General features: G+C 60.6%; 20 protein-coding genes. 10 read left to right on the top strand and 10 right to left on the bottom strand.

Annotated features, from left to right (window positions below; all coding sequences use genetic code 11):
- Positions 1-77 precede the first annotated feature (77 nt).
- The 9 genes from ACEUCR_RS01475 to rmf all read left to right on the top strand — a co-directional run bounded on the left by ACEUCR_RS01475 (position 78) and on the right by rmf (position 13,755).
- Complete coding sequence (locus ACEUCR_RS01475; protein WP_041992385.1) at positions 78-299, top strand: DUF2835 family protein; 222 nt, start codon at positions 78-80, stop codon at positions 297-299.
- A gap of 272 nt (positions 300-571) precedes the next feature.
- Positions 572-5,413 carry an NAD-glutamate dehydrogenase gene (locus tag ACEUCR_RS01470; RefSeq protein WP_408787646.1) on the top strand — a complete coding sequence of 1,614 codons (4,842 nt, stop codon included), beginning with the start codon at positions 572-574 and terminating at the stop codon, positions 5,411-5,413.
- Positions 5,414-5,478: 65 nt separating this feature from the next.
- Positions 5,479-6,489, top strand: coding sequence for a quinone-dependent dihydroorotate dehydrogenase (gene pyrD / locus ACEUCR_RS01465; RefSeq protein ID WP_408787643.1), 1,011 nt, complete (start codon positions 5,479-5,481; stop codon positions 6,487-6,489).
- A 99-nt stretch (positions 6,490-6,588) separates the two neighbouring features.
- On the top strand, positions 6,589-7,125 hold the full coding sequence (locus ACEUCR_RS01460) for a cell division protein ZapC (protein WP_041992376.1): 537 nt from the start codon (positions 6,589-6,591) through the stop codon (positions 7,123-7,125).
- Positions 7,126-7,373: 248 nt separating this feature from the next.
- A complete protein-coding gene (gene rlmKL / locus ACEUCR_RS01455) occupies positions 7,374-9,545 on the top strand; it encodes a bifunctional 23S rRNA (guanine(2069)-N(7))-methyltransferase RlmK/23S rRNA (guanine(2445)-N(2))-methyltransferase RlmL (protein ID WP_162625747.1) in 2,172 nt (723 codons plus the stop codon).
- Complete coding sequence (locus tag ACEUCR_RS01450; RefSeq protein WP_041992371.1) at positions 9,545-9,781, top strand: glutaredoxin family protein; 237 nt, start codon at positions 9,545-9,547, stop codon at positions 9,779-9,781. Before rlmKL ends, ACEUCR_RS01450 begins: the two co-directional genes overlap by 1 nt.
- A gap of 62 nt (positions 9,782-9,843) precedes the next feature.
- On the top strand, positions 9,844-11,757 hold the full coding sequence (uup, locus tag ACEUCR_RS01445; RefSeq protein WP_408787641.1) for an ATP-binding cassette ATPase Uup: 1,914 nt from the start codon (positions 9,844-9,846) through the stop codon (positions 11,755-11,757).
- Positions 11,758-11,765: 8 nt separating this feature from the next.
- Complete coding sequence (locus tag ACEUCR_RS01440) at positions 11,766-13,415, top strand: DUF3466 family protein (protein ID WP_408787638.1); 1,650 nt, start codon at positions 11,766-11,768, stop codon at positions 13,413-13,415.
- A gap of 163 nt (positions 13,416-13,578) precedes the next feature.
- Positions 13,579-13,755, top strand: coding sequence for a ribosome modulation factor (gene rmf, locus ACEUCR_RS01435; protein ID WP_084205227.1), 177 nt, complete (start codon positions 13,579-13,581; stop codon positions 13,753-13,755).
- 78 nt (positions 13,756-13,833) lie between these two features.
- Here rmf and fabA read toward each other — a convergent pair whose 3' ends face one another.
- Positions 13,834-14,394: a 3-hydroxyacyl-[acyl-carrier-protein] dehydratase FabA gene (gene fabA, locus ACEUCR_RS01430; RefSeq protein WP_041992363.1), complete on the bottom strand. Its 561-nt coding sequence runs from the start codon at positions 14,392-14,394 to the stop codon at positions 13,834-13,836.
- Positions 14,395-14,470: 76 nt separating this feature from the next.
- Positions 14,471-16,447: a Lon protease family protein gene (locus ACEUCR_RS01425; RefSeq protein ID WP_392441110.1), complete on the bottom strand. Its 1,977-nt coding sequence runs from the start codon at positions 16,445-16,447 to the stop codon at positions 14,471-14,473.
- A gap of 129 nt (positions 16,448-16,576) precedes the next feature.
- On the opposite strand from ACEUCR_RS01425, the gene ACEUCR_RS01420 reads away from it, so the two are divergent.
- Positions 16,577-16,867, top strand: coding sequence for a helix-turn-helix domain-containing transcriptional regulator (locus ACEUCR_RS01420; RefSeq protein ID WP_408774653.1), 291 nt, complete (start codon positions 16,577-16,579; stop codon positions 16,865-16,867).
- On the opposite strand, the gene ACEUCR_RS01415 is transcribed toward ACEUCR_RS01420, so the two are convergent.
- From ACEUCR_RS01415 to prpB, 8 genes are all read right to left on the bottom strand, one after another.
- Positions 16,864-17,298 carry a hypothetical protein gene (locus ACEUCR_RS01415; protein WP_408774652.1) on the bottom strand — a complete coding sequence of 145 codons (435 nt, stop codon included), beginning with the start codon at positions 17,296-17,298 and terminating at the stop codon, positions 16,864-16,866. The two genes, ACEUCR_RS01420 and ACEUCR_RS01415, sit on opposite strands and share 4 nt — an antisense overlap.
- 52 nt (positions 17,299-17,350) lie before the next feature.
- Positions 17,351-17,563 carry a DUF3892 domain-containing protein gene (locus tag ACEUCR_RS01410; RefSeq protein WP_408787633.1) on the bottom strand — a complete coding sequence of 71 codons (213 nt, stop codon included), beginning with the start codon at positions 17,561-17,563 and terminating at the stop codon, positions 17,351-17,353.
- Between the two features lie 511 nt (positions 17,564-18,074).
- The gene (locus tag ACEUCR_RS01405; RefSeq protein WP_408787630.1) at positions 18,075-18,497 is read right to left on the bottom strand and encodes a hypothetical protein; all 423 of its coding nucleotides are present in this window, start codon (positions 18,495-18,497) and stop codon (positions 18,075-18,077) included.
- A 162-nt stretch (positions 18,498-18,659) separates the two neighbouring features.
- Positions 18,660-19,913 carry a tyrosine-type recombinase/integrase gene (locus ACEUCR_RS01400; protein ID WP_408789010.1) on the bottom strand — a complete coding sequence of 418 codons (1,254 nt, stop codon included), beginning with the start codon at positions 19,911-19,913 and terminating at the stop codon, positions 18,660-18,662.
- Positions 19,914-20,440: 527 nt separating this feature from the next.
- Positions 20,441-20,752 carry a YebG family protein gene (locus tag ACEUCR_RS01395; RefSeq protein ID WP_408787627.1) on the bottom strand — a complete coding sequence of 104 codons (312 nt, stop codon included), beginning with the start codon at positions 20,750-20,752 and terminating at the stop codon, positions 20,441-20,443.
- A 143-nt stretch (positions 20,753-20,895) separates the two neighbouring features.
- Positions 20,896-22,341 (bottom strand): bifunctional 2-methylcitrate dehydratase/aconitate hydratase, encoded by a 1,446-nt coding sequence (locus ACEUCR_RS01390; protein WP_041992353.1) that lies wholly within the window; start codon positions 22,339-22,341, stop codon positions 20,896-20,898.
- 55 nt (positions 22,342-22,396) lie between these two features.
- Complete coding sequence (prpC, locus tag ACEUCR_RS01385) at positions 22,397-23,545, bottom strand: bifunctional 2-methylcitrate synthase/citrate synthase (RefSeq protein ID WP_408787624.1); 1,149 nt, start codon at positions 23,543-23,545, stop codon at positions 22,397-22,399.
- Positions 23,546-23,555: 10 nt separating this feature from the next.
- Complete coding sequence (gene prpB / locus ACEUCR_RS01380) at positions 23,556-24,443, bottom strand: methylisocitrate lyase (RefSeq protein WP_392441101.1); 888 nt, start codon at positions 24,441-24,443, stop codon at positions 23,556-23,558.
- Positions 24,444-24,525: the final 82 nt, after the last annotated feature.

Here is a 24,525-nt window from a genome sequence, read left to right as displayed (position 1 = left end):
AGGGCCGGGCAGATAGCCCGGCCCTGTCATTGATGCCAGCCGGCCCGGGTCGGCGGCCTGCAGGAGGAGAAGAGGGAGTGAAGCAGTTTACCTTTGGATTGAGTCTGTCCCGTGACGAGATATTGCTGATGTATCAGGGCCATGCCCGCCGTCTGGTGGTGCGCAGCGATCAGGGACTGACCCTGGAGCTGGGGCTGGACAAGATCCGTCCTTTCGTCGGTCAGAGCGGGGTCCATGGCCGTTTTTTGCTCAAGACGGGGGACGATCACCGCTTCATCGGCCTGGAACGCATAAATTAACAAAAACCAAACAGCAAACCGCGTAATTATCTGCTTAATATCACTAACTATCGGGTTAAAACGGAGTTTATCAGTGATATTTTCTGCATTTTTCTAAAATGACAAAATTAATGACAGCCTGAGCCGTGATCTGCCGCTAGTTTTTAACATTTCATTATCAGCTTCGCTCGCCTTCCCGGATCCGACCCATTACACTTCGCACAACTCTGTACCAGCGGGCATCCAGGGTGGATGTCGCTGTCGGTGATGTCGGTCCGATAAGGAAACTAGCAATGGCATTGAAAGACGCCCCTACCTCAGTTCTGCTCGAAAACGTTCTCAGCCTGATCCATCAAAAGTTACCCCAAAAGAGTGCTTCCCTGGTCGAGCGCTTCGTTGCCAAGTTCTACGGCAACATGGCGAGCGATGATCTGCACGATCGCAATGACAGCGATCTCTACGGCGCCGCCCTCAGCCTGTGGAACGCCCTCAACCAGCGCACCGGCACCGAGCCCTACATCCGGGTCTACAACCCAGAGCTGACCCGCCACGGCTGGCAGTCGCCCCATACCATCGTCGAGATCATCCTGCAGGATTCTCCCTTCCTGGTGGACTCCATCCGCATGGCGCTCAAGCGCCGGGGCATCACGGCCCACATGATGCTGCATCAACCGCTGCACCTCATTCGCGGCCAGGATGGCAAGATAGAGGCCATCCTGGATCTGGAGCACACGGCGCAGCAGACATCGGCCGAGACCGCCTTCCTCATCGAGATCGATCATCTGACCGAAGAGAGCCAGATGCAGGCCCTGGCCGCCGAGCTCGACTCGGTGGCCGGTGAGGTGGCGCTGGCGGTCGGCGACTGGCAGCCCATGCTGGCGCGCCTGAACGAGATCATCGAGGAGCTGCCCAAGCGCAAGAACCCGGTCAGCAAGGAGGAGGTGGACTCCACCGTCGCCTTCCTCAAGTGGGTCGCCGCCCACAACTTCACCCTGATGGGCTATCGTCGCTACGACGTCAAGGCGGTGGAGGGGGATCACGAGATCCTGCCCCAGCCGGAGTCGAGCCTGGGCCTGATGAAGAACTCCATCAAGGACGAGGGCCAGCGCCTGGGCAACATGCCCGCCAGCGCCCGTCACGCCGCCCTCTCCAACCATCTGCTGATCCTGACCAAGTCCAACAGCAAGTCCCGGGTACACCGCCCGGCCTATGTGGATTACATCGGCATCAAGCGCTTCGACGAGCATGGCAAGGTGGTGGGAGAGGATCGTTTCATCGGCCTCTACGCCTCCTCCATCTACAACACCAGCGCCACCCAGATCCCCCTCATCAGCCACCGTCTCGAGCACATCATGGCGGCCTCCGGCTTTGAGACGGGCTCCCACGCCTACAAGGCACTGCTCAACGTGCTGGAGACCTATCCCCGCGACGAGCTGATCCAGGCCCGGGAAGAGGAGCTGCTGGCCACGGGGCAGGGGGTACTGGCGATGCAGGAGCGGGACATGCTGCGCCTGTTCGTGCGCCGGGATGTCTATGGTCGTTTCTTCTCCTGCATGGTCTATGTCACCAAGGAGCGCTACAACACGGCGCTGCGGATCAAGACCCAGGAGATATTGCAGAAATATTTTGGCAGCAGCGAAGAGGTGGAATTCAACGTCTACTTCTCCGAGGGCGTGCTGGCCCGGACTCACTACATAGTCCGGGTGAACAATAACAACGTGGATGTGGATGTGAACCAAGTACAGAACAACCTGATTGAAGCGGCCCGCAGCTGGGACGATCGCCTGGACTCCGTGTTGCTGGCCCATTATGGCGAGGCCAAGGGCAACGCGCTGGGTCGCCGCTTCAACGACGCCTTCCCCCGCGCCTATAAAGAAGATGTGCTGCCGGGCTCCGCCGTGGCCGACATCATGGCCCTGGACAACCTGAGCGAGGCCGAGCCGCTGGGCATGTTGTTCTACCGCGCCCAGGAGGAGGAGGACGATCGCCGGGTCCGTCTCAAGCTGTTCCACCGAGCCGAACCCATCCACCTCTCGGACGTGCTGCCCATGCTGGAAAACATGGGGCTGAGGGTGATCGGCGAGACCCCGTATCAGGTCAAGACCCCCAACGGCGACGTGTTCTGGATCCTCGACTTCTCCATGCTGCTGCGCGGCGATCAGCCCTTCAGCCTGGCCCAGAGCCAGCAGCGCTTCCAGCAGGCCTTTGCCGCCGTCTGGAACAAGACCCTGGAAGATGACGGCTTCAACCGCCTGGTGCTGGGGGCCGGCCTCACCGGCCGTCAGGTTTCTGTGCTGCGCGCCTACGCCAAATACATGCGTCAGACCGGCGTCTCCTTCAGCCAGAGCTATATCGAGGAGACCCTGACCCGTTATCCCGAGCTGGCCCAGCTGCTGTTCTCCCTGTTCGAGGCGCGCCTGGACCCGGCTGGCAAACAGGATGCCAAGGCTCTGGTCAAGCTGCACGAGCAGCTCACCGCCAAGCTGGATCTGGTGGCCAACCTGGACGACGACCGCATCATCCGCCGCTACATGGAGATGATAGAGGCGACCCTGCGTACCAACTATTACCAGCTGGACAAGGAGGGAGAGGTCAAGCCCTACATCTCCTTCAAGTTGGCCCCCGCCGGGATCAGCGACATGCCGCTGCCCCTGCCGAAATTCGAGATCTTCGTCTACTCGCCTCGGGTGGAAGGGGTGCATCTGCGCTGGGGCAAGGTGGCCCGGGGCGGCCTGCGCTGGTCCGATCGCAAGGAAGACTTCCGCACCGAGGTGCTGGGTCTGGTGAAGGCGCAGCAGGTGAAGAACACCGTCATAGTGCCGGTCGGCGCCAAGGGTGGCTTCTACTGCAAGCAGATGCCGGCCGGGGCGGCCCGCGCCGTGATCCAGGAGGAGGGCAAGGCCTGCTATCGCCTCTTTATCCGGGGCCTGCTCGATGTCACCGACAACATCATCGCAGGGGAGGTGATCCCGCCCAGGGACGTGGTGCGTCACGACGAGGATGATTACTACCTGGTGGTGGCCGCCGACAAGGGCACGGCCACCTTCTCCGACATCGCCAACGAGATAAGCCAGGAATATGGCCATTGGCTGGGCGATGCCTTTGCCTCCGGCGGCTCGGTCGGTTATGACCACAAGAAGATGGGCATCACGGCGCGCGGCGCCTGGGAGTCGGTCAAGCGCCACTTCCGCGAGCTGGACATCGACTGCCAGACCACCGACTTCACCTGTGTGGGGATAGGGGACATGGCGGGGGACGTGTTCGGCAACGGCATGCTGCTCTCCGAGCACACCCAGCTGGTGGGCGCCTTCAACCACATGCACATCTTCATCGACCCGACGCCGGACGCGGCCAGCACCTTCGCCGAACGCAAGCGCCTGTTCGAGCTGGCGGGATCGAGCTGGGACGATTACAACCGTGAGCTTATCTCGGCCGGTGGCGGCATCTTCCTGCGCTCTGCCAAGTCCATCAAGCTGAGCCCGCAGATCCAGACCCTGCTCGGCACCGACAAGGCCAGCATGGCCCCGAACGAGCTGATCAAGGCGCTGCTCTGCCTGAACGTGGATCTGCTCTGGAACGGCGGCATCGGCACCTACGTCAAGAGCCACAAGGAGAGCGACGGCGAGGTGGGGGATCGCAGCAACGACGCCCTGCGGGTCAACGGTCGCGATCTGCGGGCCCGCATCGTGGGCGAGGGGGGCAACCTCGGCTTCACCCAGCTGGGCCGTATCGAGTACGCCAGCCAGGGTGGCCGCATCAACACCGACTTCACCGACAACGTGGGCGGGGTGGACTGCTCCGACAACGAGGTCAACATCAAGATACTGCTGAACCAGCTGGTGGCCGCAGGGGAACTGACCCTCAAGCAGCGTAACCAGATGCTCTACGAGATGACAGACGCCGTGGCCGACATAGTGCTGACCAACGCCTATCGCCAGTCCCAGTCCATCTCTGTCACCCAGTTCCGTGGCGGCGATCAGCTCAAGGAGCAGCAGCGTTTCATCCAGGGGCTGGAGCGCGAAGGCAAGCTGGATCGGGCGCTGGAGTTCCTCCCCTCCGACGAGGATCTCTCCGAGCGCATGGCGGCAGGGCAGGGCCTGACCCGCCCCGAACTGGCGGTGCTGGTGGCTTACGGCAAGATGGTGCTCAAGGAGCAGCTCAACTGCCCCGAGATCACCGACGAGCCCTTCCTGGCCCGCATGCTGGTCACCAGCTTCCCCGAGCAGCTGCAGCAACGCTTCGGCGAGGCTCTGGCCCAGCATCCGCTGCGGGGCGAGATCATCGCGACCCGGGTGGCCAACATGCTGGTCAACGACATGGGGCTCAACTTTGCGACCCGGATGCGCGACGAGACCGGCGCCTCCGTGGCCGAGGTGGCCGCCTGCTTCGCCATGGCCCGGGAAGTGTTCGGCTTCGATCCCCTGTGGCGCGACATCGAATCCCTGGACAACCGGGTGAGCGCCGAGACCCAGCTCGAGCTGATGTTCGCCAGCCGCCGCATCGTACGTCGCGCCACCCGCTGGTTCCTGCGTGCCCGCAACCGCGGCTGGAGCATAGGGGAGAACATCGCCTTCTTCCGCCCCGCCTTCGAGACCCTGAGCGAGCACCTCTACGAGGTGATGGACGAGGGAGAGGTGGCCGAACACCGCCAGGCGGTCGCCGCCCTGATGGACAAGCAGGTGCCAGAGGCCATCGCCCGTCAGGTGGCCCACATGAGCAGCCTCTTCTCCTGCCTGGATCTGGCGCAGATTGCGGCGGATCAGCAGAGCGACATACTGCGGGTGGCCAATGTCTACTATCGCCTCGGTGCCAAGCTGGATCTGCACTGGTTCCTGGAGCAGATCAACCATCAGCCGGTGGGCAACCACTGGCAGGCGATGGCGAGGGCCTCCTTCCGTGAGGATCTGGACTGGCAGCAACGCAGCCTCACTTCCGTCGTGCTGGAAGGGTGCAAAGATCAGGGAGAATGCGATACCATACTGGCCGACTGGATTGCGGAGCATGAGCAACTCTTGTCCCGTTGGACCCATATGCTGGCCGACTTCAAGACCACCAGCACTCACGAGTTCGCCAAGTTCTCGGTGGCCTTGCGGGAGTTGAACCTGCTCCAGTTGAATTGCCGAACCTCGATATAACATCGAGTGGCATCATCACCCCAAAAGCCCCGGCCAGTTGCCGGGGCTTTTTTTAAGGAGCAAAGATGTTTTACCCCCTCGCCAGGCATTTATTGTTCAAGCTGGATCCGGAGCAGGCTCACGAGCTCTCCCTCAAGCAACTCGCCCGTCTTCATGGCACACCGCTCGATATCTTTTTCCGCCAATCCTTGCCCCAACGCCCCGTCACCTGCATGGGGCTTAATTTTGCCAATCCGGTCGGTCTGGCGGCAGGGCTCGACAAGGACGGCGAGTGCATCGACGCCTTTGGAGCCATGGGATTCGGCTTCATTGAAGTGGGCACAGTGACTCCCAAGCCCCAGAGCGGCAACGACAAGCCTCGCCTGTTTCGGGTGGTACCGGCCGAGGGGATCATCAACCGCATGGGCTTCAACAACCTTGGGGTGGATCATCTGGTGGAGCGGGTCAAGGCCGCCAAATATCAGGGAGTGATCGGCATTAATATCGGCAAGAATAAAGATACTCCCATCGAGAATGGCAAAGACGATTATCTGATCTGCATGGACAAGGTTTATGATCATGCCGGTTATATCGCCGTCAACATCTCCTCTCCCAATACCCCGGGTCTGCGCCAGCTGCAGTATGGGGACGCACTGGACGAACTGCTGGCCGCCCTCAAAGAGCGTCAGCAAGTGCTGGCGGCGCAATATAAAAAGTATGTGCCGCTGGCGATTAAAATCGCCCCGGATCTCAGCCTGGATGAAATTAAACAGGTGGCCGGATCCTTGTTGAAAAATGGCATCGATGGTGTCATTGCCACCAATACCACGCTCGCCCGTGAAATGATCTATGACATGCCCCATGCCGGTGAGGCGGGGGGATTGAGCGGCAGACCCCTTCAGCACAAGAGCACCGAGGTGATCCGTTTATTGGCTCAGGAGCTGAAAGGAGCCATTCCTATTATCGGTGTCGGGGGCGTCGACAGCGCCATGGCTGCCCGGGAGAAGCTGCAAGCCGGTGCCACTCTGGTCCAAATATATAGCGGCTTTATTTACAAGGGACCGGCCCTGGTGAAAGAGATAGTGACCAATATCTGACGTATCTGGTCGATTTAATATAAAGACGCCCGGAATTAAGGTTGCCGAAATTATCGACTTGGAATAGAGTCGAATTACTGCAGCAAGGAAGGGCGTCTCATGTTTCTCCAACCGAACGATCAATGGCAATGGCATTATGATGCGAAGTCCGACCGTCTGATGTTGGAACTGAGCGATGAGATGATATTTGCGACCGAATATCAAGGGCGTCAGCTGGTGCCTGCCTCTTTTACTACCCAGCCTTTCTGTGTCGATGATGCTTCCCTCTATTATCAGCTGATGGACAACGCCACCGATCTCAATTGGAGCGTTCCTCATCAGGTGCAGCTGGTATTAAATGCCATCGCGGTGAGCCGTTTTTATAAACCCCTGATGCCCCAGAGCTGGTTCTTCATTGAACTGGGTCAGCAGCTGATGCCGGAACGGGGGGAGCTGGTGGTCATGCACACCCAGCACGGTGAAGGGGTGTTCATGGTGATAGAGGCGGGGGAGCAAGCCAGCGTCTGCCTCAATCTGACCGAGGAGCTGATGCTGAGCGGTAACAAGCTGATGCCGAGGTTTGCCGTGATCAAGGTGATGAACAACCGCTTCGGCCTCTACCACAGGGCCGCTCCCGAGCTGCGCCAGGTCGGCTGATCCCCACAGAACTCTCTTTCTTCCCTCTCTTGCCTGCCGGCAGGCAGACCGACGTTGTCCCATCGACTCTCCCTCCCGACGCCCATATTGCTGCTGCCTTTTTCAAGAGAAGGTACTGATCCCGGGGCAGGATCGCGGGGGCGAGGGACAGTTCACCCCCCACTTTTATCCGGCGTGCTCCCTTTGCTCGTGAATTGAGGGGCGTGGGTGATGTTCGGGGCAGCCAAGACGGCCGCGAATGGGGTATAATGCGGGCCTATTTTTATGGGTTCCCCGTGAGCGTGATGAAAGAATTTTTTGCAACCTGCCCCAAGGGGCTGGAAAACCTGTTGGCCGTCGAGCTGACCAACCTGGGCGCGGAGCAGGTCCGTGAGACCGTGGCCGGTGTCCACTTCAAGGGCGAACTGGCCATCGGCTACAAGGCCTGCCTGTGGAGCCGCTTTGCCTCCCGCATCGTGCTGGTGCTGTCCGAATTCCAGATGAACGACGATCTGGATCTCTATCTCGGCGCCCACACCATTCCCTGGGAAGAGCACTTCTCCGGTACCGCCACCATTGCCGTGGACTTCACCGGTACCAACCCCGCTATTCGCAATACCCAGTACGGCGCGCTCAAGATCAAGGATGCCATCGTCGATCGCTTCACCAAGCGTGGCCATGTGCGCCCGGACGTGGACAAGAAATCCCCGGACATCCGCATCATGGCGCACCTGGGCAAGGGCAAGGCCAACATCACCCTGGACCTGTCCGGCCCGGCGCTGCACCAGCGTTTCTACCGTCAGGGCACAGGGGAGGCGCCGCTCAAAGAGAACCTGGCGGCGGCCATGATCGCCCGCAGCGGCTGGGCCGGCGAGCCCATGATGGACCCCATGTGCGGCTCAGGCACCCTGCTCATCGAAGCGGCCTTCATCGCCGCCGACATGGCGCCGGCCCTGCGCCGGGAGCGCTTCGGTTTCGATCGCTGGCTGCAACACGATAGCGAGTTGTGGCAGAGCCTGATGATGGAAGCCCAGGTGCGTGCCAAGCGCGGCATGCAGCGCTGCGAGGTGAAGCTGTTCGGTTGCGATGCGGATACCCGGGTCCTGATGAAGGCCCGTGACAACGCCAAGGCGGCCGGGGTGGCCCACCTCATCACCTTCAAGCAGGCTGATGTCACCGCGCTCGAGAACCCGCTGCCGATGCCTGCCGCAGACGGGGAGGCGCGCCAAGTCGGCATGCTCATCTCCAACCCGCCCTATGGCGAGCGTCTGGGGGAATTCCCGGCCCTGCTGGAAGTGCACCAGGCCCTAGGCGATGCCCTGCGCCGCAGCTTCCAGGGCTGGAAGGTCACCATTTTGTCTGCCTCTCCTGAGCTTTTGAGCTGCCTGCGCCTGCGGGCCGACAAGCAGTATCGCCTGTTCAACGGGGCCCTGGAGTGCCAGCTGCGCAACTACCAGATTGCGCTGGACTCCGTGGCCTCCCAGAAAGAGGTGGCCCAGGACTTTGCAAACCGTCTGCGCAAGAATCTGAAGACCCTCGAGAAGTGGGCCAGCAAGGAGGGGATCGACTGCTATCGCCTCTATGACGCCGACCTGCCGGAATACAACGCCGCCATCGACCGCTATCGGGATTACCTGGTGGTGCAGGAGTACGCCGCGCCCAAGGACATCCCCGCCCAGAAGACCCGCCAGCGTCTGCTGGACATGGTGCAGGCCGCCATCAAGGTGACCGGCATGGACGGCGAGAAGGTGATCCTGAAGGTGCGTGAGCGTCAGGAAGGCAAGCAGCAGTACCAGAAGCTCTCCGAAGAGCAGCACCGGATGGAGGTGCAGGAGTACGGGGCGCGGCTTTGGGTCAACCTCTACGACTACCTGGATACCGGCCTCTTCCTCGATCACCGTCAGACCCGCCGCATGCTGGGCCAGATGGCCCGCGGCAAGCGCTTCCTGAACCTGTTTGCCTACACCGGCAGTGCCACCGTGCACGCGGGCCTTGGCGGGGCGAGCGAAACCACCACGGTGGACATGTCCCACACCTATCTGAACTGGGCGCAGGACAACATGCGACTCAACTCCCTGGTGGGCCGTCAGCACAAGTTTGTCCAGGCCGATTGCCTGAAGTGGTTGTCGGAAGCGGACGAGCAATACGATCTCATCTTCATCGATCCGCCCACCTTCTCCAACTCCAAGCGGATGGACGAGAGCTTCGACGTGCAGCGGGATCACCTGCTGCTGATGCAGCACCTCAAACGCCTGCTGGCGGCGGACGGCACCCTGGTGTTCTCCAACAACAAGCGCCACTTCAAGATGGATCTGGCCGGTCTCGAGGCCGCGGGTCTCAAGGCCCAGAACATCACCGGCAAGACCCGGCCCAAGGATTTCGAGCGCAACCAGCACATCCACAACTGCTGGATCATCACCCACGCCGAGACGCAAGGCTGATGCTGACCCTGTTTCACACCGACGGCTGCCACCTGTGCGAACAGGCCTGGGCGCTGGTGGAGCAGGCCGGCCTTGCCGCCAGCACGCGCCAGTGCGACATCATGGAGGATGCGCACTGGCTTGCAGCCTACCGGGTGCGCATTCCTGTGCTGCGGGATGACGCCGGCCGCGAACTGGGTTGGCCCTTCACCCTGGCACAGCTGACGGCCTGGGCCGGGCGTCAGGCGTCGTGCTGATTTGACGAAAAATCGGGGGCAGAGTCTGGCGCCCGTTTTTTCATACGCAATAAGGAACGAACATGGCTTTATTAACATTGCACGGCGCCTCGCTGTCGTTCAGTGATTTCCCGCTGCTCGACAACGCCGAGCTGACCATAGAGCGGGGCGAGCGCCTCTGTCTGGTGGGGCGCAACGGGGCGGGCAAGTCCACCCTGATGAAGGTGATTGCAAGCGAACTGCCCCTGGACGACGGTCGTCTGGTGCTGCAGCAGGACTTGAAAGTGACCCGCCTCGAGCAGGATCCCCCGGCCTCGAGCGAGATCACCGTGTTTGACTATGCCGCCGAAGGGCTGGCGGGTGTCGGCGAGCTGCTCAAGCAGTATCACCACATCTCCCTGGAGCTGGGCCATGATCCCTCGGATGCCAACATCCGCAAGATGAGCGAGTTGCAAGAGCAGCTCGATTATCAGAACGGCTGGCAGTTCGAGACCCGCATCAGCCAGGTGCTGACCCTGCTGGGACTGGATCCCGATGTGACCCTCGACAGTCTCTCCGGCGGCTGGCTGCGCAAGGTGGCCCTGGCCCGGGCGCTCGCCTGCGACCCGGATCTGCTGCTGCTGGACGAGCCGACCAACCACCTGGACATCGAGGCCATCAACTGGCTGGAAGAGTTCCTCAAGGACTTTCGCGGCGCCATCGTCTTCATCTCCCACGACCGGGAGTTCATCCACAAGCTGGCGACCCGGATCATCGATCTCGATCGCGGCGTGATCACCTCCTGGCCCGGCAACTACGACGAGTATCTGCAGGGCAAGGAGGAGGCGCTGCGGGTCGAGGAGCTGCAAAATGCCGAGTTCGACCGCAAGCTGGCCCAGGAAGAGGTGTGGGTACGCCAGGGCATCAAGGCCCGCCGCACCCGCAACGAAGGTCGGGTGCGCGCCCTGGAGGCGATGCGCAGGGAACGCTCTCAGCGCCGCGAGCTGCAAGGCAAGGCCAAGCTGCAACTGGACGAGGTCAGCCGCTCCGGCAAGCTGGTGTTCGAGACCGAAGGGCTGGGCCTGGACTTTGGCGATCGCACCCTGTTCCAGGGGCTGGATCTGCAGGTGCTGCGGGGCGACAAGATTGCCCTGGTCGGCCCCAACGGCTGCGGCAAATCCACCCTCATCAAGCTCCTGCTGGGTCAGCTCGAGCCGAGCCGCGGGCGGGTCAAGGGCGGCACCAACCTGGAAGTGGCCTATTTCGATCAGTACCGCGAGCAGCTCGATCCCGAGCAGACCGTGGTGGACAACGTGGGGGAGGGCAAGCAGGAAGTCATGGTGCGCGGCCGCTCCCGCCACATCCTGGGCTACCTGCAGGACTTCCTGTTTGAGCCCAAACGGGCGCGGACCCCGGTCAAGGCCTTGTCAGGGGGCGAGAAAAACCGTCTACTGTTGGCCAAGCTGTTCTTGAAGCCCAGTAACTTGTTGATTCTGGATGAACCAACCAACGACCTGGATGTCGAAACCCTGGAACTTTTGGAAGAGCTGCTCACCGATTATCCCGGCACCCTGCTGCTGGTCAGCCACGATCGCCGCTTCATCGACAATACGGTGACCGGCTGCTGGCTGTTCGAAGGGGATGGGCGGATCAGCGATTACGTGGGGGGCTATGCCGACATGATGGCGACCCGCGCCCAGCAGGCAGCGCAGTCGGCCAAGTCGGCGAACAAGGCCCAGGTGGCGACAGAGACGGTCGCGACGACGAGCGAACCCGCCAAAAAGAGCCGCAAGCTCTCCTACAAGTTGCAACTGGAGCTGGAATCTCTGCCCGCAAAATTGGAGCAACTTGAGGCCGAACTTGATACATTGCAGGGCGAAATCAATGAGCCCGGCTTCTTCTCGCTCAGTGCCGAGCAGACACAGCAGAAGCTACATGCCCTGAGTGCTGCCGAGGCGGCACTGGAACAGGCCTTCTCCCGTTGGGAGGAGTTGGAAGCGTTGAAACATCAGGACTAAGGACGTAGATGAAAAAGCAATTATCCATACTGGCCGTACTGGTCGGCGCCAGCCTCAATGCGCAGGCGGCACAGAGCCCCTTCTTCACCATTACCGAAGTGGGGCAGGGCTATGCGACCGGGATCAGCGCCGACAACAGCGTGCTGGCGGTGAAACTGAAGAACGATGCGGGCAGCTTCTTCTCCTCCGCCCCCTTCTCGGATTTTCTGGTAGACAGATTCCGTTTCGAGCAGGATTGCATCCTCTCCGGTGACGTCTGTGACGCCTTCTGGGAAGATAATGCCAACTTTGGCTACCAGTGGCGCCGCGATTTCCTCGATGCCAGTTCCCAGCGCGACAACCTGGGCCTTTCCGGCAGCGAGACCGATGGTCTGGCGGTGGCCATGGGGCCGGACAACGGCACCTATGTGGGTTACAAGGCCTCCAAGAATGCGGTCAATGGGCTGGCCAACAGCCGGACCGGCTTCGCCGTGATCAACAATGGCAACCAGGTCGCCCTGGAAGGCAGCTACCTGGTCAACGGCACCAATGTGCTGAGCAGCGCCACCAGCGTGGCCCAGATCAGTGGCAGCCAGTACCTGGTGACAGGGACTGCCGCCACCGGCAAGAACCGCAAGGTCACCACCGACGAGTACAAGGAGTGCTACAGCGGTGATGACGACAACTTCGGTGACTACCGTTACTGCCCGGGGGTCGATACCCAGGCCGCCTTCTGGCTGGTGGACAATGGCGCCGCCACCCTGTTCCAGCCAACCAACTACTACGACGATGACACCAACATGGTGCAGACCGCTTCCGCCCTCCAGGCGGCCAAGCTCAAGGATGGCAGCTGGGTCGCGGTCGGTTATTCGGCCACCGACGAAGAGTATGCGGAGCACAGCCAGGATCTCGCCGCCTACTGGACCCTGGACCTGACCGGCAAGACGGCCGGAGCCACCAAGGCCATTCCCCTGTCCGACGGCAAGCCCGATGACAGCGATGCCAGCCTGCGTGCCAGCTGGGCCAACGGCGTCAATGCCAACGGCTATGTGATAGGCAACCAGCGTTTTGGTACCAACAAGGGCCAGAACCGCCCGGTCGAGATGTTCGTGTTCAACCTGAACAGCCCGACCAGCAATGCCGCCGTGCCCCTCAAGAACAGCCCGATCAACGGTGCCAACTCGGAAGCTGCGGCCATCAACGATCACAACATGGTGGTCGGCTGGCGCGACTCCCGTCATCAGACCCAACCGGTGAGCGGCGGGACCAACCGCATGCAGGAAGCCTTCCTGCTCAACGCCGCCAACGGCAACAACTGGTATCTCAACGACCTCATCTGCGGCCTGAACGATGCCGGCAGCAAGAGCTGCAGCCAGAATGGCGCCTACTACCACATCGCCTATGCCAGCGGCATCAGCGCGGACGGTACCGTCGCAGCCACCGCCTATCGTTACGCCAGCGAGAACGACCTCAACAACCGCAGCAATGCCACCGTGGTCAGCGTCAAGCTGAGCCCGGACAGTCCCAACTACGAAGGCATAGCCGCCAATCGTGTGGTGGCCAATGCCCCGGTCGTCAACCAGACCGGTCAGGATGGCGATGGCGGCGGTGGTGGTGGCAGCCTGTTCTGGCTGACTCTGCTGGGTCTGCCTTTCGCCTGGCTGCGTCGCCGTGGCTGAAAAAAGCGGGTCATAAAAATGTAATGCAGTTCAGTGCCTTGTGTCACAAGGCCCGATTAGCATGGGAAGTTTTGTTTGACCTGACTTTGGCCTTGCGTTAATGATGAAAGCGACCGGTGAAAAACTGGTCGCTTTTTTCGTTCCACGAAGAGGGTCGTTGAATATGAAGAGACAAAAACGGGACCGTCTGGAGAGAGCTCGCGCTCGCGGTTATCAGGCTGGCGTTGTCGGTAAACAAAGCGAATCTTGTCCGTACCAGTGTCTGGACGCCCGCGGCCAATGGCTGGGGGGGTGGCGTGAAGCCATGGAAGGACGGAGTTCAGGACTCTTCATGAAGTAGTCACTTCATCACCATTCAAAGACAGGAAAGGGGCCCGACAGGCCCCTTTGCGTTGATGCTCGCCGTGACATGGCAAGATCAGAAACTGGTGGTGTCCTTGAACAGGCCCACTTTCAGGTCGGTGGCACTGTAGATGGGGCGACCATCCACCTCGACCACGCCATCGGCAATCCCCATGACCAGCTTGCGGTTGATGACCCGCTTGAAGGTGATCTTGTAGGTGACCTTCTTGGCGGTAGGCAGGATCTGGCCGGTAAATTTCACTTCACCCACGCCCAGGGCACGACCCTTGCCGGGACCCCCTTTCCAGCCGAGGAAGAAACCGACCAGCTGCCACATGGCATCCAGGCCCAGGCAGCCAGGCATGACGGGATCGCCCGGGAAGTGGCAATCGAAGAACCAGAGGTCCGGCGTGATGTCGAGCTCTGCCAGGATCTCGCCCTTGCCGTGCTCGCCGCCGTTATCGTTGATGGTGACGATGCGATCCATCATCAGCATGTTGGGGGCGGGCAGCTGGCTGTTGCCCTCACCAAACAGTTCACCACGGCTGCAGGCGAGCAGCTCCTCGCGGGAGAACGAGGTCTTGCCTTGTTCACAGAGGGAGAGGGGAGCTGCAGAGGCGGTTTTATCTTGGGTCACGCTGTGTATCCTTCATATGAGTCAAAGCGGAGCCAATCTAGCGTACACCTGTGCGCTAGACAACTCCGATCACTTGTTAATGGCCAAACAGACGGCCCAGAATGGTGCGCATTATGCCCGTTTTGGGCAGGGTGCCGTTGAGATCGTCCAGTCGCTGCTGGATCCGGTAGAACAGGGTGTCCGGCATATCCGGCTCCCCGGCCACGCAGCCGGTCAGCAGCTCGATGGCTTCCTCCACATGGTCCACCGGGTGGATGTGGAACTGTCCCTGCTCGACGGCGACAATCACCTCGTCGGAGAGGTTCAGTTGCTGGGCATTGGTGCCGGGCAACAGAATGCCTTGCTTGCCGTTGAGGCCGTGGATCTGGCACACCCGGAAGAAGCCCTCGATCTTCTCGTTGACTCCGCCGACCGCCTGCACGTTACCGAACTGATCGACGGCGCCGGTGACGGCAAAATGCTGATAGATGGGCTGGCGGGCGAGGGCAGAGAGCAGGGCGCACAGGCCGGTCAGGGAGGCGCTGTCACCATCAATCTCGTGATAAGACTGCTCGAATACCAGGTTGGCCGACAGGGGCGAGGGGTTCTCAGCCCCAAATTTGTTGGAGAGATAGCCGTGGATGATCATCATCGCCTTGGCATGGATATGACCGGCCAGCTCCGCCTTGCGCTCGATATCCGCCACGTCGCCATCCCCCAGATGAACGGTGGCGGTGAGGCGCACCGGCTCGCCAAAATCGTAGGGGTGACCGGCGACCTGGATCACGGAGAGGCCATTGATCTGGCCTATCTCTTCTCCCTCGGTCTGCAGCAGGATCTGGCCATCGATCACCCCCTGATCGGACTGTTCAACCAGGTAATTCAAGCGGAAATCCTGCTCGGCCAGGGCATTGACGATGTGATCCTGATCGATGATGTCGGCCTCCAGTTCACGGGCCAGGCTGTCTGCCAGCCGCATCAGGGCGGTCAGCTGCACCTCGGAGAGGGAGAGCCACTCCTGATGGTCGCACAGCCGGCTGGCGTGACGACAGAGCGCCGCCTGAGCCGCCGGGGTGAAATCCAGCAGGGACCAGCGCTGGCGGATCCAGGCCAGGTAGCCAAGAAAGTCCGGCAGCTCATCGTCAATTTCCACCTCGGAGACCAGGTCAGCGCGCAGGAAGATCCGCTCCGACATGTCGCGATCGAGCATCTGGAATTCGGCCACTTCCAACCGATCGCCGACCAGGATCAGCTTGAGACGGATTGGCGTCGCCTCCGGGGCGAAGAAGGGGGTCAGGGTCTTGCCTTCCTGGTAGGCGTTCCAGTCCAGCTCGCCCTTGAGCATGGCGTTCTTGAGCTTGAACCAGAGGTGGGGCTGATCCAGCAGCTCATCGAGTTGCAAGATGAGATAGCCGCCATTGGCCTGACGCATCAGACCCGGCTCCAGCAGGTGCTGGTTGGCGTAGACCGAACCTTGCTCGGTCTGATAGTTGATGGAGCCAAACAGGGTGTCCCAGTTCAGATCCCGGCCATAGATCACGGGGGCTTGCTGATCTTCGTGGTGGATCAGCAGGTTGATGAGCACGGGGTGCTGAAACTCGAGGCCGAGGGCGACATGGGCCGACAGATCCGACAGGAAGTCGGCTATCTTGGGGTCATCCTTCTGCTTGCGCATGATGCGGGTCACCAGGCGCTCGGCATCCAGATGGTGGCTCATCAGCTTGAGCAGCTCGCCAACCATCTCGCAAAATTCGAACCCTGTGCCAGGTTGCAGTCGCAGCCAGATGGGCTTGAACGGATTGTTGAGGTTCTCGGTGTAGCAGAGGTCAAACAGATCGCCGTCCTTGCCATGGGTGTCGGCGATCAGGGTGCGGCATACCTGTTCGTAGTCTGCGCCGGGGAAGCCGTTGATCAGCATCACGGGGCAATCGCCGTCGAAACTGGCCAGACGCTTGATGGCTGAAATGGCTCTGGGTTGCAAGGCGGCAAAGGGAATGGGTTCGAGTTCGCTCAGGGGAGCAAAGAGGTCAATCGCAAAAGCGGGTTTCAGTTGTTCTGATGTTAATTCAGCCACTTAAGACATCCGGTCGGAGAGAGGAGCAATTGTTGCCATTATACACAGTTCGTATAGGCGTGACAGGAAATGGAATAACTGATTTAACATAATATACATTATGCGCAGTGGTGGGTGCGGGAGGATGGAATGAAGAAACCTGAACAATGGAGCCGCTTTGATGCGGCTGACGGCCTGGTCACTGAGGCCGACATGGTTACCTATCTGCAAGCAGCTCTTGAAGATGGCGATCCAGCGCTGCTGACGGCGGCGTTTGACGATGTGGAGCGTGCTCGCAGCCAAACTACACACTGGAAGAACTGTTGGCCCAGTGTGATCCCAATGCCACCAACAGTTAAAGATCATTCACCTTATTGTCAGTACATCTGGCGGCGATTCAAGTTCGTCCGCCCATCTAGACATTGGAAGAACAAAAATTAGAGGTAAGCGAGAGTTGCTTTGTAGACGATATTCAGATCACGAGTAATGTTCAGGGTCACATTGTCGGTTGACTTAAATCCATCTAGAAAACCAGCCTGTCTTCTTGTCGATTCTTCAAAGCGTTGATGCCATGAGTGGTTATCAGTCACGATGACTGGATCACTACAATCAGGAAACTGGTCTGCAGTGATATCAATTATGTATCCACTGACCTCTAACCAAGCATGGGATTGCTGGTTATCAGCTGAGCCGCTGACGTAATCGATGTCATTAATTCCTTGTTTATAAAGGTATTCGGCGAGAATGTCGCTGATATCCCCACACGTCCCGGCCGGAAATTGTCTGAAATTCGCTGGCATAGAACCCCAGTCTAAACGTTCCAAAGCCACACGAAAGTCGCTAGCGTGCCTCCTAAGCTCAAAAGTGTTCATAAATTCCTCCTCAGGGACAAGACGCCGATAAATAGGGTTATCGGCATCAATCCTAGTCCTTATCAACGTTGTTCTGCTGATTACTATCTGGATCAGCTCTCACGTACTCGACGTTGTTACGCTCATAAATATGAAAGTCAGGATGCTTTCCTTCCTTTATCTCTTCAACAAGCTTTTCACGAGGAAATGTCCCCCGCCCAGGAATGGTGTAAGTTTGATTTTCGCCATTCTGCCCATCCTTGTTACCACGAATATTCTTGGCCATGTGTATATCCCCTCTTCGAGCTATATGCTCCATATGGATATTGGGGGTTTAGGTTGCAAAACAACCTTATGGTGATAAAAAAGCATCAAGTAAGAGATACCCCCTGCCCCGTTGCTGTATCGAGCATGTGAGGATTGAATTACCCCCGTATTACTCAGCACGCAGCACGTCGGAAATTTTTCTTGGGCTAACACGTTGGCGTATATCTGCTGGCCCAAGGCGCCCTGCCCCGTTATCGCCCTGGCGCTTCCATCCCATCGCTCTTCCGCCCTACCCGGCGACCTTGTCATCGGGCGTGATGTCTACCCGTGATCTGGAACCTGTCCCCTCTCCCACCCGCCAATCAGTGCGCTCAGGCCTGGTACGTCATGGTGCCAATCGATGACGATGGGGGACAGCGTGCCACAGGCTCATCGGTGGGTTTGGCTCTCCCCTCTCCCAAATATGTCTTCGTTATCGCAGCGTCTGTTTCATGGGCCCTCGTGCCCCTGCCCTGGCGAGCTGGGCGGCTTTATCCCCATGTCCCCGCACAAGTTTCTTGGGCCTGGCTCAACTGGGAGGCGAGCCAGGCCTGGGCCTCGTCGATGCACTTGAAGGTCTTGATGGTCTGGTATTGGAGTTGGGGCACGCGCTCGACGGCGATGGCATGGAGGACCTGGGAGGTGATCAGATGCGCCTTGGCGACCAGCGGCTGGGTATTGAGCCAGCGGTTGAATTCATTTGCGAGTGCGAGCGCCTCATCGGTCCCGCCCTCGTAGTCCCGGGTATCGATCAGCAGGCAGAATGGTCTGCCATCGAGGCCTTCGATGAGGCTCTTGAGCCTGGTCACCCAGGAGAGGCAGCCTTCCCTGTTGAACGAGCCGCTGAGCTTGCTCGTGATCACCTGACCCACAATCTGTGCGCTGTGCAGCCCATGACTCTCATAACGCGGCATATGAACCCCATGACAACCCGGCCGATGAATGGGGCAGATCTTGCCTGCTGGGGTGAGTGGATACAAGGGGGCCTGTCTGGCCCACTCTCAAACCCGCTCAGCCGATATCAGTAAAGCAAGACCCATGGGCGAGCCAACCTGATATCCCTCGTCTGTTATCTCTCACCTGCCTAGCAGGGGATCCAGCCGTTTGGCTGAGGCACTCTCATGGCGCTCGCTGTTGGCGGTGTGCAGGTATTTCGAGGTGGTATCTATGCTGTCGTGGCCGGCATCGGCCTGGACATGGGACAGGGGACGGCCATTGAGATTGATGTCGTGGGTGATGCCGGTATGACGGATGGCGTGAGGGGTCAGGGTCCGCATCTCGGCGCCATCCTGGGTAAAACCGTCGGCTTCGGCCAGCGAGGCCCCCGCCTCTATCACCAGGGCAACCAGATCCCGCAGCTGGCGAATGCCGAGGTTGGCATTGAGCTCTCCCTGCTCACGACCATGGGCCGCCGCCTTGTGGCGCACGAACAAGGGGGTCTGTTCGTCCGGGGTCGGCAGCGGCGAGAGACCGAGGAAGCGCCGGTAGCGAGTCAATGCCTCGAGCAGATCCTGGGAAACGGCGACGGTGCGACGCTTGCCTCCCTTGCTGCGGGGAATGAAATAGCCCCATACCCCTGTCTTGCCATCGCGTCGAAACTGGCTCATGACGGGGGTGAAACCGGGCCGGGCCGCCACCTCGGAGATGCGCAGGTAACAGGCATACATGAGACAGACAAGGAAACGGGTGCGTTCATGCTGGCTCGGCTGTGCCTCGGCCAGCTGATCCGCCGCCTGCATCACATAGGACCATTGCAACTGGCTGAATGCCTTGCCCTGGTCATCCTGCTCCTGTGCCAGGGGGCGCTTGGCCCGTTGCAGTAACAGGGCCGGATTCTTGTCCATGTACTCCTCCTGGATGAGGAACTGGAAGAAGGCCGAGAGGATGGCGAGCTTGGTCTTCATGGCCTGATCGCTCAGCCGATAAGGGAGCTCGCGGCCCAGCTCCCGCTTGCCAAGGAAGGGGCGCCACTGGGGATTGGGCAAACGCTCTCCCCACTCCTTGTCGCTGATGAACTGGGCCACGTTGCGATAGGCGATCAGGGACGGAGGCGGTGCCTGGCAGTAATCGAGGTAGCGCATCATGATGCGGCGACTCAGATCCTGCGGGCTGATGGCCATCTCGGCAAAACACCAATGCAGGAAGGTGGTGAGTTCGCTGCGATAGGTCTTGTAGTTGTTCTCGCTGTGACGCTGCTCGAGCAGCCAGTCGACCGCCAGCTCGTACACCAGGCCCGCATCCGGTACCCGATTTAGGCTGAGCTGAGCCAGGTAGTGATTGACCTGGGCATTGCCCGCCTCCAGGTGGGCGAGTCCGTCGAACAGAGGCATGGCAGGGGGAAGCGGGATCTGGGTGTGCATGATGATTGCCTGAGATAGAGTGATTGCCAGGAGTGGATGATAGGTCGCAGACACATTGCCGCGATCACCCGGTTGCGCCCTGGCGTACCAGATGCATCTTGGTTATGCGGGTGTTTGCTTAATTATTCATTGTTATTAGAAAATTCTCGGGGAAATACTTTCAAATTCGACTGCTTATGCTTTTGTTTGAATAGATGCCGTTTTTCCTCTGGCACTGCCTCTGCTCGATGCACCTCAGATGCAGCCATGGCAACCTGTCCTAGCCCGCTGACTGACGTTTGCTGGATGAAGATTGAATAGGGCGAGTTCGTCATTGCCGAGGTCGCCAAGGGCATTCGCCATCACGGTGGCCATCGCAATAACTAGAAGCCCCATGGTTCGGCCTTGCCGTCATGGTGTTGCCTGTCGCAACAAGAACGGGTGAGACCCAAGGGGCAAACGGCGCGGTGCAGCGCCCCTGGCCCCGCGAGCCGACCCTTGCCCTCCCTTGGGTTGCCTCAGGCCACGCTCTTGAGGGGTTTTTCCTTGGCACTCTTCTCCTTGTTCGCTTCCTTGTCTGTCTCCGGGACAAGGGGCTGCGCCTTGCCGCCCCGCAGCACGGTCTGCAGCAGATCCCGCTGCTGTGCCAGGTAGAACGCCAGGCTCTCCTGCTGCTCGGGGGCGAGCTCGACCGGGGCCCCGACCAGCAACTGCAGCAGCTCGTCGGCGGTGTCGAGCAGCTTGTCATAGGCGTCGGCCTCTTTCTTGCTGGTAAAGGTCATCTTCTCTACTCCCCCACGCATGACGACATATTTGATTTCAACGGCCATGATTGCCTCCTTGTTGATGATGGCAGAAGTATATGTATAAACGTACAGTATCGCAAATCCGGGCACTGATCTGGGCATGGGGGGCGCGGCGCCCATAGCAAAATGCCCGCCGGGTGGCGGGCATTGCATTGGAAGATGAGGCGTCAGATCACCAGCAGGTCCATGAACTGATTGACCGGCATGGCGGCGAGCGCCTCCCTGTCCTGGCCGAGACGATAGAGGGCCTCGACCCGTTTGGCCGGGAAGCGGGTCGCCAGATTGGCCCTGTACTTGGCCAGCAGCAGGGGGATCCCCTCCTCCCGTCGGCGCTGATGACCCACCGGATAGGCGACGTGGACCCTGGCGGTGTGGCTGCCATCCTTGAAGAAGATTTGGATGGCGTTGGCGATGGATCGCTTGTCCGATTCCAGGTAGTCGCGGCTGTAGCCCTTGTCTTCCTCCACCAGCATCCTGGCGCGCAGGGCGTCGATGCGGGGATCGGCCGCCACGTCATCCTCGTAGTCTTCGGCCACCAGCCGACCGAAGATGAGGGGCACCGCCACCATGTATTGCAGGCAGTGATCCCGATCCGCCGGGTTGTTGAGAGGGCCCACCTTGCTGATGATGCGAATGGCCGACTCATGGGTGGTGAGCACTATCTTGTCGATCTCGTCGAGGCGGTCCTTCACCTCGGCGTGCAGCTTGAGGGCGCATTCCACCGCGGTCTGGGCATGGAATTCGGCCGGGTAGCTTATCTTGAACAGCACATTCTCCATCACGTAACTGGCGAAAGGCTGGTTGACGGCGAAGCGGTTGCCCCCAAACAGCACGTCATAGAATCCCCAGTTGGGGGCGCTGAGCACCCCGGGATAGCCCATCTCACCGCTCATGGTGATGAGGGCCAGGCGCACGGCACGGGAGGTGGCATCGCCGGCGGCCCAGCTCTTGCGGGATCCGGCGTTGGGAGCATGGCGATAGGTGCGCAGGCTCTGGCCATCGACGAAGGCCTGGGAGAGGGCGTCGATCACCTGATCCCGGCTTCCCCCCAGCATCCGGGTCACCACGGCGGTGCTCGCCACCTTGACCAGCACCACATGGTCCAGTCCGACCCGGTTGAAGGCATTCTCCAGGGCCAGGATGCCCTGGATCTCGTGGGCCTTGACCATGGCGATGAGCACCTCGGCCATGGTGAGGGGCGCCTTGCCCTCGGCGACCCGGGTACGGGACAGCCAGTCGGCGGTGGCCAGAATAGCGCCCAGGTTGTCGGAGGGGTGGCCCCACTCGGCGGCGAGCCAGGTGTCGTTGTAGTCGAGCCAGCGGATGAGGGTGCCGATATCGAACGCCCCCTTGACCGGATCCAGGCAGAGTTGGGTGCCGGGTACCCGGGCACCGTGCGGCACCTGGGTGCCCGGCACTATGGGGCCCAGGTGCTTGGTGCACTCGGGAAAGCGCAGCGCCAGCAGGCCGCAGCCCAGGGTGTCGAGCAGGCAGTAGCGGGCGGTATCGAGGGCCAGCTGGCTGGTGATGGGCTGGTGACAGACGTAATCGGCAATCTCGACCAGGATGGGATCCGGTTCGGGTCTGTGGTTGAGGTCGACGTTGGCGGACATCATGATTTCCTTATCGTTGTGGTGAGTGGGGAGACGGGTGGGTACTCCCCTCCCCTCAGCGTTGCTGCAGGGAGACAAAATGCCGGGGAGCCGGACCTATGTAGTCGGCGCTCGGGCGTATGATGCGGTTGTGCTCGCGCTGCTCCATGATATGGGCGCACCAGCCGGTGACCCGGGAGCAGACGAAGATGGGGGTGAACAGCTTGGTCGGGATCCCCAGGTAGTGATAGGCGCTGGCATGGAAGAAGTCGGCATTGGGGAAGAGCGCCTTCTCGTCCCACATCACCCGCTCCGCCTCGCAGGAGACTCGATAGAGCCTGTCATCCCCCGCCGCTTCCGCCAGCTTGGCGGCCCACTCCTTGATGATGGCATTGCGGGGATCCGAGGTGCGGTAGACGGCGTGGCCAAAGCCCATGATCTTCTCCTTGGCGGCCAGCTTGGCGAGCAGTTCGCGCCGCGCCTGTGCCTCGTCCTGCCAGGGTGCGATCATGGCCATGGCCGCCTCGTTGGCACCGCCGTGGAGCGGACCACGCAGGGTACCGATGGCGGCGGTGACGCAGGAGAACATGTCCGACAGGGTCGAGGCGCAGACTCGGGCGGCGAAGGTGGAGGCGTTGAATTCATGCTCGGCATAGAGGATGAGGGAGACGTTCATGACCCGGCGTGCCAGCTCGCTGGGGGGGGCCTGATGCAGCAGGGCGAGAAAGTGGCCGCCGATGCAGGTTTCCGAGGTATCCGTGTCGATGCGCACTCCCTCGTGACTGAACTTGTACCAGTAGAGCAGGATCCCGGGAAAAGCCGCCAGCAGCCGATCGGCCACATGGTGTTCGTGCTCGAAGCCATCTTCGGGCTCGAGATCCCCCAGCATGGAACAGCCGGTGCGCAGCACGTCCATGGGGTGGGCATCGGCGGGAATGAGCTCGAGTACCTCGCGCAGGGCCGCGGGCAGGGTGCGCATGGCGCGCAGCCGGGCCTGATAGGCCGCGAGCTCGGCGGCGCTGGGCAGTGCGCCCTTGAGCAGCAGATGGGCCACCTCCTCAAACTCGGCCTCCCTGGCCAGCTCCTGAATGTCATAGCCCCGGTAGGTGAGCCCGGTACCGCTCTTGCCGACGGTGCAGATGCTGGTCTCCCCGGCGCTCTGCCCGCGCAATCCGGCGCCGCCAAGGGGCTTGGTCACCCCTTGCTCTTTCGCTGCTTGTCCCATGACGAACCTCCTAATCCTTGGTGGTGAACAGACGATCCAGGGTCTGCTCGTAGTGGTGATACCCGAGGAAGTCGTAGAGGGCCTCCCGGGTCTGCATGCTCTCCACGACGGCCCGCTGATGGCCCTCCTGGCGAATGTGCTGGTAGACATTGAGGGCGGCCTGGTTGGCCGCCCGGCTGGCGCTCAAGGGGTAGAGCACCATGTCCACCCCGTGTTCGGCGAGTCGCGACCTGTCAAACAGCTCTGTCTTGCCAAATTCGGTCATGTTGGCGAGGATGGGCACCCCGGCGGCCTTGGCAAACAGATCGTATTGGCCAAGCTCGGTCACCGCCTCGGCGAAGATCATGTCGGCCCCGGCGGCCACATAGGCGGCGACCCGCTCCAGGGCGTCCCCTATCCCTTCCACTGCCAGGGCATCGGTGCGGGCCATGATGACGAAGTCTGCGTCCTGGCGGGCATCGACCGCCGCCTTGATCCTGTCCACCATCTCTTCCTGGCTGACCACCGCCTTGTTGGGCCTGTGGCCGCAGCGTTTTTGCGCGACCTGATCCTCCATGTGGACGGCGGCCACCCCGGCCCGCTCGAACGCGCGAATGGTGCGCGCTATGTTGAAGGCACCGCCCCAGCCAGTGTCTATGTCCACCAGCAGCGGCAGCCGGGTGGCGGCTGTGATGCGCTCGGCGTCGATCAGCACGTCATTCATCGAGGTCATGCCGAGATCCGGCAGGCCGTAGGAGGCATTGGCCACCCCGGCGCCGGAGAGATAGAGGGCACGAAAACCGCTGCGCTCTGCCATGAGCGCCATGTAGGCATTGATGGTGCCCACGATCTGCAACGGGGCTTCCTGGGTGAGAGCATCGCGAAAACGGCGACCGGCCGAGGGGATTGGGCTGGACATCATGACTCCTTTCATTTGTCGGGTCTGATTATCTAATATTACCTTTACGTTAACGTCAATCATACTTTCGTGGCACTGGGGG

Origin of the sequence: Aeromonas bivalvium (assembly GCF_046078285.1) — a bacterium.
Taxonomy (GTDB): domain Bacteria; phylum Pseudomonadota; class Gammaproteobacteria; order Enterobacterales; family Aeromonadaceae; genus Aeromonas; species Aeromonas bivalvium.
The sequence above is the reverse complement of the archived record's forward strand: the minus strand, read 5'-3'. Positions and strand labels throughout refer to the sequence as shown.